Source organism: Streptomyces cyaneofuscatus, assembly GCF_042718795.1.
GTDB lineage: Bacteria > Actinomycetota > Actinomycetes > Streptomycetales > Streptomycetaceae > Streptomyces > Streptomyces cyaneofuscatus_A.
On the sequence record NZ_JBHXOX010000008.1, the window covers coordinates 191,585 to 208,445 of the forward strand.

Annotated in this window: 16 protein-coding genes and 1 pseudogene; 15 read left to right on the plus strand and 2 right to left on the minus strand. The window is 70.6% G+C overall.

The annotated features are described in order from the left end of the window. Positions 1-35: 35 nt before the first annotated feature. A complete protein-coding gene (locus tag ACFWRT_RS11165; RefSeq protein ID WP_380953567.1) occupies positions 36-641 on the minus strand; it encodes a CGNR zinc finger domain-containing protein in 606 nt (201 codons plus the stop codon). Positions 642-782: 141 nt separating this feature from the next. On the opposite strand from ACFWRT_RS11165, the gene ACFWRT_RS11170 reads away from it, so the two are divergent. The 4 genes and pseudogenes from ACFWRT_RS11170 to ACFWRT_RS11185 form a co-directional block, all read left to right on the plus strand. Then, positions 783-1,568, plus strand: a complete 786-nt coding sequence (locus ACFWRT_RS11170) for a metallophosphoesterase (protein WP_380953509.1) — start codon at positions 783-785, stop codon at positions 1,566-1,568. A gap of 191 nt (positions 1,569-1,759) precedes the next feature. Further along, positions 1,760-1,987: a hypothetical protein gene (locus tag ACFWRT_RS11175; RefSeq protein ID WP_356447111.1), complete on the plus strand. Its 228-nt coding sequence runs from the start codon at positions 1,760-1,762 to the stop codon at positions 1,985-1,987. Positions 1,988-2,332: 345 nt separating this feature from the next. Beyond that, on the plus strand, positions 2,333-3,523 hold the full coding sequence (locus ACFWRT_RS11180; protein ID WP_380953510.1) for a Cmx/CmrA family chloramphenicol efflux MFS transporter: 1,191 nt from the start codon (positions 2,333-2,335) through the stop codon (positions 3,521-3,523). 11 nt (positions 3,524-3,534) lie between these two features. After that, positions 3,535-4,104, plus strand: a pseudogene (locus ACFWRT_RS11185) (hypothetical protein); the annotation flags it as partial. A 112-nt stretch (positions 4,105-4,216) separates the two neighbouring features. Here ACFWRT_RS11185 and ACFWRT_RS11190 read toward each other — a convergent pair. Continuing rightward, on the minus strand, positions 4,217-5,086 hold the full coding sequence (locus tag ACFWRT_RS11190) for a C40 family peptidase (RefSeq protein WP_380953511.1): 870 nt from the start codon (positions 5,084-5,086) through the stop codon (positions 4,217-4,219). 772 nt (positions 5,087-5,858) lie between these two features. Between ACFWRT_RS11190 and ACFWRT_RS11195 the strand changes: the two genes are divergently transcribed. The 11 genes from ACFWRT_RS11195 to nuoK are packed head-to-tail and all read left to right on the plus strand — an operon-like array spanning position 5,859 to position 16,848. Beyond that, on the plus strand, positions 5,859-6,218 hold the full coding sequence (locus tag ACFWRT_RS11195; protein ID WP_018490714.1) for an NADH-quinone oxidoreductase subunit A: 360 nt from the start codon (positions 5,859-5,861) through the stop codon (positions 6,216-6,218). A gap of 17 nt (positions 6,219-6,235) precedes the next feature. After that, on the plus strand, positions 6,236-6,790 hold the full coding sequence (locus ACFWRT_RS11200) for a NuoB/complex I 20 kDa subunit family protein (protein ID WP_018490715.1): 555 nt from the start codon (positions 6,236-6,238) through the stop codon (positions 6,788-6,790). After that, the gene (locus ACFWRT_RS11205; protein WP_380953512.1) at positions 6,787-7,512 is read left to right on the plus strand and encodes an NADH-quinone oxidoreductase subunit C; all 726 of its coding nucleotides are present in this window, start codon (positions 6,787-6,789) and stop codon (positions 7,510-7,512) included. The genes ACFWRT_RS11200 and ACFWRT_RS11205 overlap by 4 nt, the downstream gene beginning before the upstream one ends. Next, on the plus strand, positions 7,512-8,834 hold the full coding sequence (locus ACFWRT_RS11210) for an NADH-quinone oxidoreductase subunit D (protein ID WP_380953513.1): 1,323 nt from the start codon (positions 7,512-7,514) through the stop codon (positions 8,832-8,834). Before ACFWRT_RS11205 ends, ACFWRT_RS11210 begins: the two co-directional genes overlap by 1 nt. Before the next feature lie 26 nt (positions 8,835-8,860). Further along, positions 8,861-9,730, plus strand: coding sequence for an NADH-quinone oxidoreductase subunit NuoE (nuoE, locus tag ACFWRT_RS11215; RefSeq protein ID WP_380953568.1), 870 nt, complete (start codon positions 8,861-8,863; stop codon positions 9,728-9,730). Beyond that, positions 9,727-11,109, plus strand: coding sequence for an NADH-quinone oxidoreductase subunit NuoF (gene nuoF / locus ACFWRT_RS11220; RefSeq protein ID WP_380953514.1), 1,383 nt, complete (start codon positions 9,727-9,729; stop codon positions 11,107-11,109). Before nuoE ends, nuoF begins: the two co-directional genes overlap by 4 nt. Further along, entirely contained in the window at positions 11,106-13,616 is a 2,511-nt protein-coding gene (locus ACFWRT_RS11225; protein ID WP_380953515.1) for an NADH-quinone oxidoreductase subunit G, read from the plus strand. Before nuoF ends, ACFWRT_RS11225 begins: the two co-directional genes overlap by 4 nt. Then, positions 13,616-15,016, plus strand: a complete 1,401-nt coding sequence (gene nuoH, locus ACFWRT_RS11230) for an NADH-quinone oxidoreductase subunit NuoH (protein ID WP_380953516.1) — start codon at positions 13,616-13,618, stop codon at positions 15,014-15,016. The genes ACFWRT_RS11225 and nuoH overlap by 1 nt, the downstream gene beginning before the upstream one ends. After that, positions 15,009-15,689 carry an NADH-quinone oxidoreductase subunit NuoI gene (gene nuoI / locus ACFWRT_RS11235; protein ID WP_380953517.1) on the plus strand — a complete coding sequence of 227 codons (681 nt, stop codon included), beginning with the start codon at positions 15,009-15,011 and terminating at the stop codon, positions 15,687-15,689. Before nuoH ends, nuoI begins: the two co-directional genes overlap by 8 nt. Continuing rightward, a complete protein-coding gene (locus ACFWRT_RS11240) occupies positions 15,686-16,552 on the plus strand; it encodes an NADH-quinone oxidoreductase subunit J (RefSeq protein ID WP_380953518.1) in 867 nt (288 codons plus the stop codon). The genes nuoI and ACFWRT_RS11240 overlap by 4 nt, the downstream gene beginning before the upstream one ends. Continuing rightward, on the plus strand, positions 16,549-16,848 hold the full coding sequence (nuoK, locus tag ACFWRT_RS11245; RefSeq protein WP_018510682.1) for an NADH-quinone oxidoreductase subunit NuoK: 300 nt from the start codon (positions 16,549-16,551) through the stop codon (positions 16,846-16,848). Before ACFWRT_RS11240 ends, nuoK begins: the two co-directional genes overlap by 4 nt. Positions 16,849-16,861: the final 13 nt, after the last annotated feature.

Below are 16,861 nucleotides of genomic sequence, written 5' to 3' on the forward strand. Positions count from 1 at the left end.
GCTGTCCGGCTCTCCGGGGCTGACGGCACCGCCGTTCAACCGCCGGCATCCCGCCGCCCGCCGCCCGCCTCGCCCGTCGCCGTCCCCCGCGTACGCTCGTAGTGGCGGGCCACCCGGGCCCGGTTGCCGCAGGACGGCCTGCACCACTCCTGGCGGCCGTGGCTCCTGATGAAGTACCGGACGCAGCGCGGCGCGTGGCAGGCCCGCAGCTGTTCGCGCTCCGGCCCGCTCAGGAAGTCCACGGCATCGCGCGCCAGCGCCGCGACCAACCGTACGCGCGGATCGTCCTCGGCCGACAACAGCCGGGCGGCGGGGGCCCCTTCGGCGGGCCACTCCAGTTGCGGGGCGACGAGCTCCCGGGCGGCGGCCGCGTTGAGGCGGTCCAGGGCCTCGTCGGCCGGCATCAGGCGGTGGGCGTCCGCCGGGCTGGGCGGAGCCGGGCTGACCACCCGCGCGAACAGCGCCCGCACCGCCCGCCGTACGCCGACGATCCGGTCCCGGAGCTCCTCGTCGGCTACGAGACCCCCGGCGCCCGGCAGTCCGGTCTGCTGCTGGATCCACCGCGTCGTTCCCCCGACCGTCTCCAGGTCGTCGGCGACGCCGCCGTCCCCGTCGTGGTGGATGGTGCTCGCCAGCTCCATGACAGGCCGCTGTGTCACCGCCTCGCCCCCCTCGCCGCCCTCGGCCGGTCGTCGACGGCCTCTTGAACTCTGTCCGCTCCCCACTCTAGAGTCCTAACGGCAAAGTGGATAGCTAGCATTAGATACGGGGGGCGGTCCGACATGTTGCTCGCTCAGATCAGCGATCTGCACCTGGACGGCGGTGACCGCGCGACCCGCAGGGCGACCCGCGTCATGGAGTACCTGCGGGCCCTGCCCCGTCCGGTCGACGCCCTGCTGGTCACCGGAGACATCGCCGATCACGCGACGGAGGCGGAGTACGAGGAGGCGGCCCGCATCCTGACCGCGCCCTTCCCCGTCCTGGCCTGCCCCGGGAACCACGACGCCCGCCCCGCCTACCGCAAGGCGTTCCTCGGCGAGCCCCCGGCCGCCACGCCCGTCAACCGGGTCCACCACATCGCCGGAACCGCGATCCTGATGTGCGACTCCACCATCCCCGGCCGCGACGAGGGCCGCCTCGACCCGGAGACCCTCGCCTGGATCGGCACCACCCTCGGCGCGCTCCCGGACGGCGTCCCCGCGCTGATCGCCTTCCACCAGCCGCCCGTCGAGCTCCACCACCCGCTGCCCGACGCCGGGCGGCTGGAGGAACCGGAGCGCCTCGCCGCCCTCCTGGACGCCCACCCGCAGGTCGTCGCCGTCCTCACCGGCCACGCCCACACGGCCGCCGCCTCCACCTTCGCCGGCCGCCCGCTCATCGTCGGACCCGCCGTGACGTGGACCCTGCGCATGCCCTGGGAGGGGGACCGGCCGGCCGACCGCGACCAGCCCCCGGGCCTCGCGTTCCACGTCCTGGGCGAGGACCGGCGCCTGACGACACACTTCCGCGTGGTGCTCCGAGCCCCGGCCCCGCCCGGGCCGGGGTTTAATCCCCGGCTCCCCGCATGATCGTGTGCGATGATTTGCGCGCCACCCCCGGTCATCGGCAGTCCCGGACCGGCTGGTGCCCGCCCTCGCCCCGAGCGGCGGCACGCGGCGCGTACGACGCTCTTCTCCGCCCCACGCACACATCGAACGCAGACCAGCGGGGTACGGGGGACAAGCCGATACAGCGCTGCTCGACCCAAGGACAGACAGCCATGACGACCGCATCCCTGCCCCGGAAGTCCGCACGCCCGGAACCGGCCGCCGAGGGCATCGTGCTGCCCCAGCACCACGGCCTCTTCCTGGAACCGCAGTTCGCCGCGGGCCTGACCTCCCCGGACGAGGACGACGAGGAGCTGGACGCCGCGTACGACGCGCTGCCCGCACCCACCACCTCCGCACGGGAGCCGGAGCGGGGAAACCGCCGCCAGCGCCGCCGCTGACGGGCAGGTAGCCTCCCCTCCATGAGCAGCCCCGAGTCCGACAGACTCCGCCCACCGGTGCGCCGGTGGGTGAACTGCCGCTGAGCGTCGCCGGATGACCCCGAGGGTCGCCGGCGTTTCTCCCCACGGCACCACCCCCGCCGGATCACCGCGGGGACGGGCCGTTCCCACCCCGCGTACGCGCTGACGCACCGCCGTACGCCGGGTTCGTGCCCCGGGCCATGAGCGCCCCGGGCACTTCTCCGCCACGCCTCGCCGATATCCGGCGGTGGTCCCGCGCGGCCCGCATCCCCCGCACCTCGGTTCGTCTGTCCACCGACGGTTCCGTCCAAGGGGTCTGCACCCATGCCATTCGCTGTCTACGTCCTCGGGCTCGCGGTCTTCGCCCAGGGCACCTCCGAGTTCATGCTCTCCGGGCTCGTCTCGTCCATCGCCGCCGACCTCGGCGTCTCCCTAGCCGCCGCCGGCCTCCTCACCTCCGCCTTCGCCGTCGGCATGGTCCTCGGCGCGCCCGCCATGGCCCTGTTCAGCCGCACCTGGCCCCGGCGGCGCGCCCTGCTGTTCTTCCTCGCGGTGTTCGTCGCCGTCCACATCGCGGGTGCGCTGACCCCGAACTACGGAGTCCTCCTCGCCACCCGGTTCGTCGGGGCCCTCGCCAACGCGGGCTTCTGGGCGGTCGCCCTCACTGCGGCGGTCTCGATGGTCCCCGACCGGCTGAAGGGGCGGGCGACCGCCGTGGTGGTCGGCGGGGTGACGATCGCCTGCGTCGTCGGCGTACCGGCCGGAGCGGTGCTGGGGGAGCGGTGGGGGTGGCGGGCGGCGTTCTGGGCGGTCGCCCTGGTCTCGCTGCCGGCGTTCGTCGCGATCCTCCGGTCGATTCCGGGCGGCGTACGGGGTGACCGGGGCGCCGCCCCCGTACCCGTACGGGACGAACTCCGCGTCCTCACCGGCCCCCGCCTCCGCCCCACCCTGCTCACGATGGCCCTGGTCCAGGGCGCCACCTTCTGCGCGTTCTCCTACCTGGAACCGCTCCTCACCCGCACGGCCGGCCTCGGCGCCGCCTGGGTGCCCGTCGCGCTCACGCTCTTCGGGGCGGGGGCGTTCCTCGGCGTCACGGCGGCGGGCCGGTACGCCGACCGACGGCCCACGGCTTTCCTCACGTACGGCATGGTCGCCCTGGCCCTCGGTTGGAGCGCCCTGGCCCTGACGGCGGGCCGCCCGGTCGCCGTGCTCGTCCTGATCCCGCTGCTCGGCCTGCTCGCCTTCGGTACGGGCACGGCCCTGATCACCCGGCTCCTCGGCCAGGCGGCCGGAGCCCCGACGCTCGCGGGGGCCTCCGCCACGGCCGCGTTCAACCTGGGGGCGGCGGTGGGCCCGTGGGCGGGCGGCCTGGCCCTCGACGCGGGGCTCGGCCACCGGGCGCCGGTCTGGGTGAGCGTGGCGCTGATGGCTTTGGCGCTGCTCACCGAGGGAGCGCGGAGGCTGCGGAAGCGTGTGTGTGGGGGTGCGCGGGAGCGTGCGGGGGCGGGGTGCTGAGGGTCAGGTACGTGAGGGTGGACCCGGAGCGCGAGAAGTTCCTGGGCGCTCTGCGGGATGTCGGTGGCTGGCCCTGGATCCCCCGGCTGATCGCCGTGGCCAACGGCCGGGGTGACGGGCAGGGGCCGAACGTGCCGCCCGGCCAGACCGCGCTGGCCTCCACCGGAGACCGGGGCTATCCGGGTACGGAGCTGCTGACCCAGGCCGAGGGGCACGAGGTCGTCGTGGCGGAGCTGAAGCGGCTCTTCCCGAAGGCGGAGAAGACGATCCGGACGAGCGGGTTCCCGGCGCTCGACGGGGCCCCGGGCGGCACGCTCGGCTCGTACCGGATTCTCGCCTCCGCGCTGGAGAAGGCCGGCGCGACGGTGGACCTGCGCCACCCGGACGTCTGCTTCGTCCCGACCGTGAGCGCGGTCGCCGTCCGCGACCTCGACCGGCCCGAGGACCTGTACGCGAACGTCGACGAACTGGCGCCGGACGAGAGCGAGCTCGACGACTTCCTCTGTTCCTCCGCGACCACCGGGCACACGGCCATCACCGAGGAGCTGTGCACCTGGCTGATGGACCGGCTGCCGCACTGATCACCGCGGCACGGCGGGGCAGACCGTACGACGGCTGAGGGCCGCCACTCCCGAGCGGGGGAGTGGCGGCCCTCAGCCGTGCGCGATCCGGTGCCTCCGGACCGCTTGTGAATCAGAGAACGCGGACCGCGCCGGACGGCCGGTCGTAGTCCATGGAGCGCTGCACCGTACCGGTGCTGGAGTTCTGCGCGCCGACGAACTCGCCGCCGCCCACGTAGATCGCGACGTGGTACGCGCTGCCCGCGCCGCCCCAGTAGAGGATGTCGCCGGGCTGGAGGTTGTCCAGGGAGACCTGGGTGCCGGCGGTCGACTGGGACTGCGAGACGCGCGGGAGGTCGATGCCCACCGTGCGGTACGCGGCCTGGACCAGGCCCGAGCAGTCCCACGCGTTCGGTCCGGTGCCGCCGCCGATGTACGCGTCGCCGACCTGCGCCTTGGCGAACGCGACGATGGCCGCGGCGGAGCCCGTGGCGTTCGACGAGGAGGACGGGGCGGACGGGGCGGACGAGGAGGCGGGCGCGGAGGACGAGTTGCCCGAGGAGGAGCTGGAGGGGGCGCTGAGCGTCGTGCGCTCGGCGGTACGGGAGGCGCGCTCGGCACGCTCCTTGGCCTCCGCCTCCGCGCGGGCCTTGGCGGCGGCTTCGGCCTTCTTCTCGGCCTCGGCCTTGCGGACGGCCTCGGCCTTGGCCTTCTTGGCCGTCTTCGCGGCGCTCTCGGCCGCGGCGTCCTCGTGGGCCTGCGCCTCCAGGTCGAGGGCGACCTGCTGCGTGGCCTGTGCGGAGGCGGCGACGGCGGTGGAGAGCCCGGAGGTGATGGTGGGCATCTCGATCGTCTGGGTCACCGGTTCGGCCTGGGCCGGACCGGCGGCACCCGCGACCGCGATGGTGCTGAGGACGCCACCGGCAACTCCGGCTCGCAGCGCCGACTTCGAGGCGCGCTGGCGGGGCTTCCGGTGGCTGGGTATGTGAGCGGTGTGGGACATAGGTACTAGCGCTATCAGGGGTGTAGGGGTCCCATCAAGAAACGTGTGTTGCGACACAGTTACGTTCGGAATCTGTGAATCCGCTTTTCGTACGCCTTTATTGACGCCGTAACGGGCAAAACGGGCATGGGTGATCAGGGCCGTGATCACTGCCTTTCGGCAATACGCCCGAATTGCCCGCCACCTACCATCCGTTCACACCGATGGCCAAGCCCGGTTTTCCCGCGCGGCGGGTCGAGTGGTGCAGGTCACAGCGTGGGGTTCCGGTGGCAGGCAACCCTCGCGCACGCGATCGGGGTCCGCTCCGCGCTCGCGGCTTCGGTGGCTGCGGGGCGGCCGTTCGCGCGATCCGGACGTTCGTGAACGCGTGCACGCACCCCCTTCGGTCCGCGCCGCCCCTCATTCGAGCGAGAGACGGGCGGTGCCTTTATCACCCGGTGGCCGTCCATCGCCAATTTGCTTGTAGTGACTGTCCATTGATAGCGCCTCACGCCTTTGACCAGCGGTAACACCGCTGAATGTCACGTCTCGTGATCACTTCGCCGCTTCGCGTACGAAGATCACCGCTCATACGACTTCATGATCCTTCGTCAGGTGGTGGAGATCACAAAGACGGTGGCGTACCCCGTGTCGCAGATCACAGGGCGACGGGCATAGGATGCGGGGCAGTCGGGCTTGTGAACTGCCTCACATGTGCACGATCTTGGTGAGGTGGCGAGCCGGTCGCCCGATGCGGTCCAACGGTCAAGGACGACTGGAAGGAGCGAGGAGCGTGAATGCCTACGCGCCCATCCTCGTGCTCGGCGCCCTGGGGGCAGGGTTTGCGATCTTCTCCGTGGTCATGGCCACGCTTATCGGCCCCAGGCGTTACAACCGGGCAAAGCTCGAAGCGTACGAGTGCGGTATCGAACCCACGCCGACACCGGCCGGGGGCGGCCGCTTCCCCATCAAGTACTACCTGACGGCGATGCTTTTCATCGTCTTCGACATCGAGATCGTCTTCCTCTATCCCTGGGCGGTCTCCTTCGACGCCCTGGGGATCTTCGGGCTCGTGGAGATGCTGCTCTTCGTGCTCACCGTCTTCGTCGCCTATGCGTATGTCTGGCGTCGCGGCGGCCTGGAATGGGACTGAGGGGCTGAGGGGCACACATGGGACTCGAAGAGAAGCTGCCTAGCGGCTTTGTGCTGACCACGGTCGAACAGGCCGCCGGCTGGGTGCGGAAGTCCTCCGTCTTCCCCGCCACGTTCGGCCTCGCCTGCTGCGCCATCGAGATGATGACGACCGGCGCGGGCCGCTACGACCTGGCCCGGTTCGGGATGGAGGTCTTCCGCGGATCGCCGCGCCAGGCGGACCTGATGATCGTCGCGGGACGGGTGAGCCAGAAGATGGCGCCCGTCCTGCGCCAGGTCTACGACCAGATGCCGAACCCCAAGTGGGTCATCTCCATGGGCGTTTGCGCATCATCGGGCGGAATGTTCAACAATTACGCCATTGTGCAAGGCGTTGACCACATTGTTCCGGTCGATATCTATTTGCCGGGATGTCCGCCGCGTCCCGAGATGCTGCTGGACGCCATCCTGAAGCTCCACCAGAAGATCCAGGACGGCAAGCTCGGGGTCAACGCGGAGGAAGCCGCCCGTGAGGCGGAGGAAGCGGCCCTCAAGGCGCTGCCCCTGATCGAGATGAAGGGGCTCCTGCGGTGAGCGACGACACCCACGGCGAGGGGCAGAACGGCAACTCCGTACCCGCCCCGCGCGACACCGGCGGCGAGGTCATCCGCGTACGCAAGGGGATGTTCGGCGCCAACAACGGCGGCGACACCTCCGGTTACGGCGGCCTCATCCGCACCGTCACCCTGCCGGGGGCCTCCTCCCGGCCCTACGGGGGGTGGTTCGACGAGGTGGCCGACGAGCTCGAAGGGGCTCTGGAGGAGCAGGACCTCCTCCCCGAGAACGCCATCGAGCGCACGGTCGTCGACCGCGACGAGCTCACCTTCCACATCGCCCGCGAGCACCTGGTCCAGGTCGCCCGCACCCTGCGCGACGATCCCGCCCTGCGCTTCGAGCTCTGTACGGGCGTCAGCGGCGTCCACTTCCTCGGGGACAAGGGACGCGAGCTGCACGCCGTCTACCACCTGCGGTCCCTCACCCACGGCCGGATCATCCGGCTGGAGGTCTCCGCCCCGGACAGCGACCCGCACATCCCGTCCCTCGTCGCGGTCTATCCGACCAACGACTGGCACGAGCGCGAGGCGTACGACTTCTTCGGCCTCATCTTCGACGGGCACCCGGCCCTGACCCGGATCATGATGCCGGACGACTGGCAGGGCTTCCCGCAGCGCAAGGACTACCCGCTCGGCGGCATCGCCGTCGAGTACAAGGGCGCCCAGATCCCGGCTCCGGACCAGCGGAGGTCGTACTCCTGATGACCACTCCCCATGCGACACCCCGTGCCACGACCGAGGGGACTGTATATACAGTCACCGGCGGCGACTGGGACGAGGTCGTCGAATCCGCCGCCAAGTCCGACGACGAGCGCATCATCGTCAACATGGGTCCCCAGCACCCGTCCACGCACGGCGTGCTGCGGCTGATCCTGGAGATCGACGGCGAGACCGTCACCGAGGCCCGCTGCGGCATCGGCTACCTCCACACCGGGATCGAGAAGAACCTCGAATTCCGCAACTGGACCCAGGGCACCACCTTCGTCACGCGCATGGACTACCTGACGCCGTTCTTCAACGAGACGGCGTACTGCCTGGGCGTCGAGAAGCTCCTCGGCATCGAGGACCAGATCCCCGACCGGGCCACGGTCCTGCGCGTGCTCCTCATGGAGCTCAACCGGATCTCCTCGCACCTGGTCTGCATCGCCACCGGCGGTATGGAGCTGGGCGCGACCACGATCATGATCTACGGCTTCCGCGATCGTGAACTGGTTCTCGACCTCTTCGAGCTGATCACCGGCCTCCGGATGAACCACGCGTTCGTCCGCCCCGGCGGCCTCGCCCAGGACCTGCCCCCGGGCGCGATCGACGCGCTGCGCGAGTTCATCAAGACCATGAAGAAGAACCTGCCGGAGTACGACAAGCTCGCCACCGGCAACCCCATCTTCAAGGCCCGCATGAAGGACGTCGGCTACCTCGACCTCACCGGCTGCATGGCGCTCGGCGCCACCGGCCCGGTCCTGCGCTCCGCCGGGCTCCCGCACGACCTGCGCAAGAGCGACCCCTACTGCGGCTACGAGACCTACGACTTCGAGGTGCCGACCACCGACACCTGTGACTCCTACGGGCGCTTCCTGATCCGCATGGACGAGATGCGCGAGTCGCTCCGGATCATCGAGCAGTGCCTGGAGCGCCTGGAGCCGGGCCCGGTCATGGTCGCGGACAAGAAGATCGCCTGGCCCGCCCAGCTCGCCCTCGGGGCGGACGGACTCGGCAACTCGCTCGACCACATCAGGAACATCATGGGCACCTCCATGGAAGCCCTGATCCACCACTTCAAGCTGGTGACCGAAGGCTTCCGGGTCCCCGCCGGGCAGGCGTACACCGCCGTCGAGTCCCCCAAGGGCGAACTCGGCGTGCACGTCGTCTCCGACGGTGGCACCCGCCCCTACCGGGTCCACTTCCGCGACCCGTCCTTCACCAATCTGCAAGCCATGGCGGCGATGTGCGAGGGCGGCCAGGTCGCCGACGTGATCGTCGCCGTCGCGTCCATCGACCCCGTGATGGGAGGCGTCGACCGGTGACCGCAAACCAAGAGGTCAGTCTGGGGATGCCGCAGCTCCCCGCCCCCGCCTACCCGGCCGACGTGCGCGCCCGGCTCGACGCGGACGCGAAGGAGGTGATCGCCCGCTACCCGGGAAGCCGCTCCGCCCTGCTGCCGCTGCTCCACCTCGTCCAGTCCGAGGAGGGGTACGTCTCCCGTACGGGGATGGCCTTCTGCGCCGAGACCCTCGACCTCACCACCGCCGAGGTCACGGCCGTCGCCACCTTCTACTCCATGTACCGCCGCAAGCCCAGTGGTGATTACCAGGTAGGGGTCTGCACCAACACCCTGTGCGCGGTCATGGGGGGCGACGCCATCTTCGACACGCTCAAGGAGCACCTCGGCGTCGGCAACAACGAGACGACCGACGACGGCAAGGTCACCCTCGAACACATCGAGTGCAACGCCGCCTGCGACTTCGCACCCGTCGTGATGGTGAACTGGGAGTTCTTCGACAACCAGACGCCCGAGAGCGCCACGCAGCTCGTCGACGACCTGATCGCCGGGCGGACCGTCGAGCCCACCCGCGGCGCCCCGCTCTGCTCCTACAAGGAGACCGCCCGCATCCTGGCCGGCTTCCCCGACGAGCGCCCCGGCGCCGTCGAGGCGACAGGCGGCGCCGGCCCCGCCTCCCTGATCGGGCTCAAGCTCGCCAAGGGCGAGGCCCTGCCCAAGGCCCGGGTCGTCGCCCCGCGCGACGGACAGCCCGGGGGCGGGCAGCGCGAGGACGCACCGTCGCACGACGCGCAGCCGCACGACGCGCAGGTCCACGATCCGTCGCCGACCGAGCGCCTCAGCTCGCACGACGCACCGCAGCAGACCTCGGCCTCCGACCCGGAGTTCCCGGCCGGGCCCGCAGCCGAGGAGGGGGAGTGATGACCTTGGCCGCCGAGATCGACCACAACGGGACGAGCCCCGAGAAGCTGCTCGCCCCCGTCCTCTCCTCCTTCTGGGACCAGCCGGAGTCCTGGACCCTGGAGACCTACCGCCGCCACGAGGGGTACGAGGGGCTGCGCAAGGCGCTCGCCATGTCGCCCGACGACCTCATCGCGTACGTCAAGGACTCCGGTCTGCGCGGACGCGGCGGCGCCGGCTTCCCCACCGGGATGAAGTGGCAGTTCATCCCGCAGGGCGATGGCAAACCGCACTATCTAGTTGTCAACGCCGACGAATCGGAGCCGGGGACCTGCAAGGACATCCCGCTCCTCTTCGCGAACCCGCATAGCCTCATCGAGGGCATCGTGATCGCCTGTTACGCGATCCGTTCGTCGCACGCGTTCATCTATCTGCGCGGTGAGGTCGTCCCCGTGCTGCGACGACTGCACGAGGCCGTACGAGAGGCGTACGAGGCGGGTTATCTTGGGACGAACGTCCTGGGCTCAGGGCTCGATCTGGAACTCACGGTGCACGCAGGTGCCGGCGCGTACATCTGTGGTGAGGAAACCGCGCTGCTCGACTCTCTCGAAGGACGGCGTGGCCAGCCCCGGCTGCGACCTCCTTTCCCCGCGGTCGCCGGTCTGTACGCCTGCCCCACTGTGGTGAACAACGTCGAGTCCATCGCCTCGGTTCCCGCGATCCTGAACCGCGGCAAGGACTGGTTCAAGTCGATGGGCACCGAGAAGTCCCCGGGCTTCACGCTCTACTCGCTCAGCGGCCATGTCACCAGCCCCGGCCAGTACGAGGCCCCGCTCGGCATCACGCTCCGCCAGCTCCTCGACATGAGCGGCGGGATGCGGGCCGGGCACCGCCTCAAGTTCTGGACCCCGGGCGGCTCCTCCACCCCGATGTTCACCGACGAGCACCTCGACGTCCCCCTCGACTACGAGGGCGTCGGCGCCGCCGGGTCCATGCTCGGCACCAAGGCGCTCCAGTGCTTCGACGAGACGACCTGCGTGGTGCGGGCCGTCACCCGCTGGACCGAGTTCTACGCCCACGAGTCCTGCGGCAAGTGCACGCCCTGCCGCGAAGGGACGTACTGGCTGGTCCAGTTGCTCCGTGACATCGAGGCGGGCAAGGGCCAGATGGCCGACCTGGACAAGCTGAACGACATCGCCGACAACATCAACGGCAAGTCGTTCTGCGCGCTCGGCGACGGTGCCGCCTCACCGATCTTCTCCTCGCTCAAGTACTTCCGCGAGGAGTACGAGCAGCACATCACGGGCAAGGGCTGCCCCTTCGACCCCGCGAAATCCACGGCCTGGGCCGACGACAAGAACACCGACGGCAAGAACGCTCACCGGGGGGTGAACGCATGACAGTCACCACGAGTGCGCCCTCCGGGGGCGGCGAGGCGGCCATCCCGCCCGAGGACCTGGTCACGCTGACCATCGACGGCATCGAGATCAGCGTCCCCAAGGGGACCCTGGTCATCCGGGCCGCCGAGCTCCTCGGCATCGAGATCCCGCGCTTCTGCGACCACCCGCTCCTCGACCCGGCCGGCGCCTGCCGCCAGTGCATCGTCGAGGTCGAGGGCCAGCGGAAGCCGATGGCCTCCTGCACCATCACCTGCACCGACGGCATGGTCGTCAAGTCGCAGATCACCTCTCCTGTCGCCGAGAAGGCGCAGAAGGGCGTGATGGAGCTGCTGCTGATCAACCACCCGCTGGACTGCCCGGTCTGCGACAAGGGCGGCGAGTGCCCGCTCCAGAACCAGGCGATGTCGCACGGCGGCGCCGACTCCCGCTTCGACGGGAAGAAGCGGACGTTCGAGAAGCCCGTCCCGATCTCCACCCAGGTGCTGCTGGACCGTGAGCGGTGCGTGCTCTGCGCGCGCTGCACCCGGTTCTCCAACCAGGTGGCGGGCGACCCGATGATCGAGCTGATCGAGCGCGGCGCCCTCCAGCAGGTCGGTACCGGCGAGGGCGACCCCTTCGAGTCGTACTTCTCCGGCAACACCATCCAGATCTGTCCGGTCGGCGCGCTGACCTCGGCGGCGTACCGCTTCCGCTCCCGCCCCTTCGACCTGGTCTCCACCCCCTCGGTGTGCGAGCAGTGCTCCGGTGGCTGCGGGACGCGCACCGACCACCGGCGCGGCAAGGTCATGCGGCGCCTCGCGGCCAACGAGCCCGAGGTCAACGAGGAGTGGATCTGCGACAAGGGGAGGTTCGGCTTCCGCTACGCCCAGCAGCGCGACCGCCTCACCACCCCGCTGGTCCGCGACGCCGACGGCGTCCTGGAGCCGGCGAGCTGGCCCGAGGCGCTGGAAGCCGCGGCGGCCGGTCTCCTCGCCGCCCGGGGGCGCGCGGGCGTCCTGACCGGCGGCCGGCTGACCGTCGAGGACTCCTACGCGTACAGCAAGTTCGCCCGGGTCGCCCTCGACACCAACGACATCGACTTCCGCTCCCGGGTCCACAGCGCCGAGGAGGCCGACTTCCTGGCCGCCCGTGTCGCCGGGCGCGGCCGGGACCTGGACGGCGAGGGGGTCACGTACTCCGCGCTGGAGAAGGCCCCCGCGGTCCTGCTCGTCGGGTTCGAGTCCGAGGAGGAGGCCCCCGGCGTCTTCCTGCGGCTCCGCAAGGCCCACCGCAAGAGCGGCCAGAAGACCTTCGCCCTCGCCTCGCACGCCACGCGCGGCCTGGTGAAGGCGGGCGGCACGCTGCTGCCCGCTGCCCCCGGCACCGAGACCGAGTGGCTGGACGCGCTCGCGGGCGGGGTCGGGCTGGAGGCCGAAGGGGCGGCCGCCGCCGAGGCGTTGCGCGGTGAGCACTCCCTGATCATCGTCGGGGAGCGGCTCGCGGGTGTGCCCGGCGCACTTTCCGCCGCTATTCGTACCGCCGCCGCGACCGGCGCACGCCTGGTGTGGATTCCGCGCCGGGCGGGCGACCGGGGCGCGGTGGAGACCGGCGCGCTCCCCACCCTGCTCCCCGGCGGCCGCCCGGCCACCGACCCGCGGGCCCGCGACGAGGTGGCCGCCGTCTGGCGCGTCGCCGAACTGCCCGCCCGCCACGGCCGCGACACCGGCCAGATCATCGAGGCCGCGGCCACCGGTGAACTGGCCGCGCTGGTCGTCGCCGGCGTCGGCGTGGAGGATCTGCCGGACCCGGCGCGGGCGCTGAAGGCGCTGGACGAGGTCGGGTTCCTGGTCTCGCTGGAGCTGCGGCCGAGCGAGGTCACCGCCCGGGCCGACGTGGTCTTCCCGGTCGCCGCCGTCGCGGAGAAGTCCGGCACCTTCCTCAACTGGGAGGGCCGGGTCCGGATGTTCCAGGCGGCGCTGAAGCCGGAGCAGATGCCCCGTACGCTCTCGCCGGTCGATTCCCGGGTGCTGCACATGCTGGCCGACGCCATGGACGTGCACTTCGCGCTGCCGGACCTGACCGCCGCCCGCCGCGAGCTGGACCGGCTCGGCGGCTGGGAGGGCGGCCACGCGGACGACCCGCGCGAGCCGGCGCAGCCGCTGCCCCGGCCCGGCGACGGCGAGGCGGTCCTCGCGGGCCACCGGATGCTGCTCGACCTCGGCCGGCTCCAGGAGGGCGACACCGCGCTCGCCGGAACCCGGCACGCCGCCGTCGCCCGGCTCTCCGCCACCACGGCGGCGGAGACCGGCGTCAAGGACGGCGACCTGCTCGCCGTCACCGGCCCGGCCGGCACCGCCGAACTCCCGCTCCAGGTCACCGACATGCCGGACCGCGTGGTCTGGGTGCCGCTGAACTCGGTGGGACGCGGCATCCCCGCCGACACCGGCGCCAACCCCGGTGGCCTGGTCCGGATCGGCCCGGCCGCCGCGCCGGGCGCTCCCGTAGAACCGTCGGAGGTACGAGCGTGATGGGCCTCACCGTACTCACCACGGCGCCCCAGGGTGCCGTCATCGCCGCCGAGGACCTCTCGATGTTCGGCACCGACCCCTGGTGGCTGGTGCTGGTCAAGGCGGTCTTCTGCTTCGCGTTCCTGATGCTGATCGTGCTCTTCTCCATCGTGTGGGAGCGCAAGGTCGTCGCCTGGATGCAGCTGCGTATCGGCCCCAACCGGCATGGCCCCTGGGGACTGCTCCAGTCGCTCGCCGACGGCGTCAAACTGATGCTGAAGGAAGACGTCGTCGTCAAGCGCGCGGACAAGGCGGTCTACGTCCTCGCGCCGATCCTCGCGGCGATCCCCGCCTTCATGGCCGTCGCGGTCATCCCCTTCGGGCCCGCGGGCAACGAGGTCTCGATCTTCGGCACCCGTACGACGATGCAGCTCACCGACCTGCCGATCGCCGCGCTCTACATCCTCGCGGTCGGCGCGGTCGGCGTGTACGGCTTCGTGCTCGGCGGCTGGTCCTCCGGCTCGACGTACCCGCTGCTCGGCGGGATCCGTTCGTGCGCCCAGATGATCAGCTACGAGATCGCCATGGGCGCCGCGTTCGCCTCGGTCTTCCTCTACTCCGGGTCGATGTCGACCTCCACCATCGTGGAGGCGCAGGGCGACCGGTGGTACATCATCCTGCTGCCGATGTCCTTCCTCATCTACATGGTGACGATGGTCGGCGAGGCCAGCCGGGCCCCGTTCGACATGCCGGAGTCCGAGGGCGACCTGGTCGGCGGCTTCAACACCGAGTACAGCTCCATCAAGTTCGCGATGTTCATGCTCGCCGAGTACATCCACATGGTGACCGTGTCGATGATCGCGGTGACGCTGTTCCTCGGCGGCTGGCGGGCCCCGTACCCGATCTCCGCGTTCTGGGAGGGGGCGAACCACGGCTGGTGGCCGATGCTCTGGTTCTTCCTGAAGCTCCAGGCGCTGATCTTCTTCTTCATCTGGCTGCGCGGCACGCTGCCACGCGTCCGCTACGACCAGTTGATGAAGCTCGGCTGGAAGGTCCTGATCCCGGTCTCGGTGGGCTGGCTGATGCTCGTCGCCACCGTCCGCGCGCTGCGGAACGAGGGCTACGACTTCTCCCGGATCGTCCTGTACGTCGGCGGGGCGGTGCTCGCCATCCTGCTGATCTCCCTGGTCGTGGACATGTTCCGCGACCGCAGGGTCAGGGCCCAGGAGGCGGAGACCGGACCGGAGCCCGCGTTCGACCCGATGGCGGGCGGATTCCCGGTGCCACCGCTGCCCGGACAGAGCCTGCCGCCGGTGCCCAGGCGCGTACCGAGGCGCGAGCGGGAGCTCGTTGTCAGTGGTGGGCCCGATACTCAGAGTGACGGAAACGCGAGTGACGGAAAGGAGGCCGGCGGTGTCTGAGAAACCAGAGCTCACGGGCTCATCGGGATCCGCTGGGTCCTCGGGCGAATCGGGAGCGGCGGCGGAGAAGTTCCAGAACCCCGTGGCCGGCTTCGGCGTGACCTTCAAGGCCATGTTCAAGAAGCGGCTCACCGAGCAGTATCCCGAGACGCCGAAGGTGACGGCGCCCCGCTTCCACGGCCGCCACCAGCTCAACCGCCACCCGGACGGCCTGGAGAAGTGCGTCGGCTGCGAGCTGTGCGCCTGGGCGTGTCCGGCGGACGCCATCTACGTGGAGGGCGCGGACAACACGGAGGAGGAGCGCTACTCCCCGGGCGAGCGCTACGGCCGCGTCTACCAGATCAACTACGCGCGCTGCATCCTCTGCGGACTCTGCATCGAGGCCTGCCCCACCCGCGCGCTGACGATGACGAACGAGTTCGAGCTCGCCAACACCACCCGCGAGAGCCTCATCTACACCAAGGAGGAGCTGCTCGCGGGGCTGGAGGAAGGCATGGTCGACAGCCCGCACGCGATCTTCCCGGGCATGGACGAACAGGACTACTACCGGGGCCTGGTCACCGAGGCCGCTCCGGGTACGGTGCCGCAGCCGGCGCTCTCCAAGGGCGAGGTCAAGACCGACGAGTCCGCGGGCTCCGCCGGCGCCCAGCAGGGCAGGGGGGCGGGCGCATGAACGCGATCGCCGCGTCCGCCACCACCTCGACCGGTGAGGCCGTCCAGTTCTGGATCCTGGGGACCGTCGCCGTGATCGGCGCCTTCTCCACGATCCTGCTGAAGAAGTCGGTGCACAGCGCCCTGGCGCTCGCCGGGACCATGGTCGTCCTGGCCGTCTTCTATCTCGCCAACGGCGCCTATTTCCTCGGCATCGTCCAGATCATCGTCTACACCGGCGCGATCATGATGCTGTTCCTCTTCGTCGTCATGCTCGTCGGCGTCACCGCGGCGGACTCCCTCAAGGAGACCCTCAAGGGGCAGCGCTGGCTGGCCGTCGGCTGCGGCCTCGGCTTCGGCATCCTGCTGATCGGGGGCATCGGCAACGCGTCGCTGTCCTCCTTCAACGGGCTCGGCGCCGCCAACGCCCTGCACGGCGGCAACGTCGAGGGCCTCGCCAACCTCATCTTCACCAAGTACGTCTTCGCCTTCGAGATCACCGGCGCCCTGCTGATCACCGCGACCGTCGGGGCGATGGTGCTCACGCACCGCGAGCGCACCGAACGGGCCAAGACCCAGCGGGAGATGTCCGAGGAGCGCGTGCGCGGCAAGCACCTCCCGCCGCTGCCCGCCCCCGGTGTCTACGCCCGGCACAACGCGGTGGACATCGCCGGTCTGCTGCCCGACGGCACCCCGTCCGACCTGACCGTCATGAAGACGCTGCGCGACCGGGGCCAGATCCGCGATGTCTCCCAGGAGGCCCTCGCCGATCTCAAGGCGCTGGAGCAGCGCTCCGGCGAGCGGCTCGGACGTGAGGACGCGGACACCGTGGCACGCGGGGCGAACCCCGCCTCCGCGGCGGAGAATTCGGAGGCCGCCAAGTGAACCCGGTCAACTATCTCTACCTCGCGGCCCTGTTGTTCGCGATCGGTGCCTCCGGGGTGCTGATCCGGCGGAACGTGATCGTGCTGTTCATGTGCGTCGAGCTGATGCTCAACGCGTGCAACCTGGCGCTCGTCACGTTCTCCCGGATGCACGGAAACCTCGACGGACAGATCGTCGCGTTCTTCGTGATGGTCGTCGCCGCCGCGGAAGTCGTCGTCGGGCTCGCGATCATCGTGTCGTTGTTCCGCTCCCGCCACTCGGCCTCGGTCGACGACGCCAGCCTGATGAAGCTGTAAGGGGACCGGAATC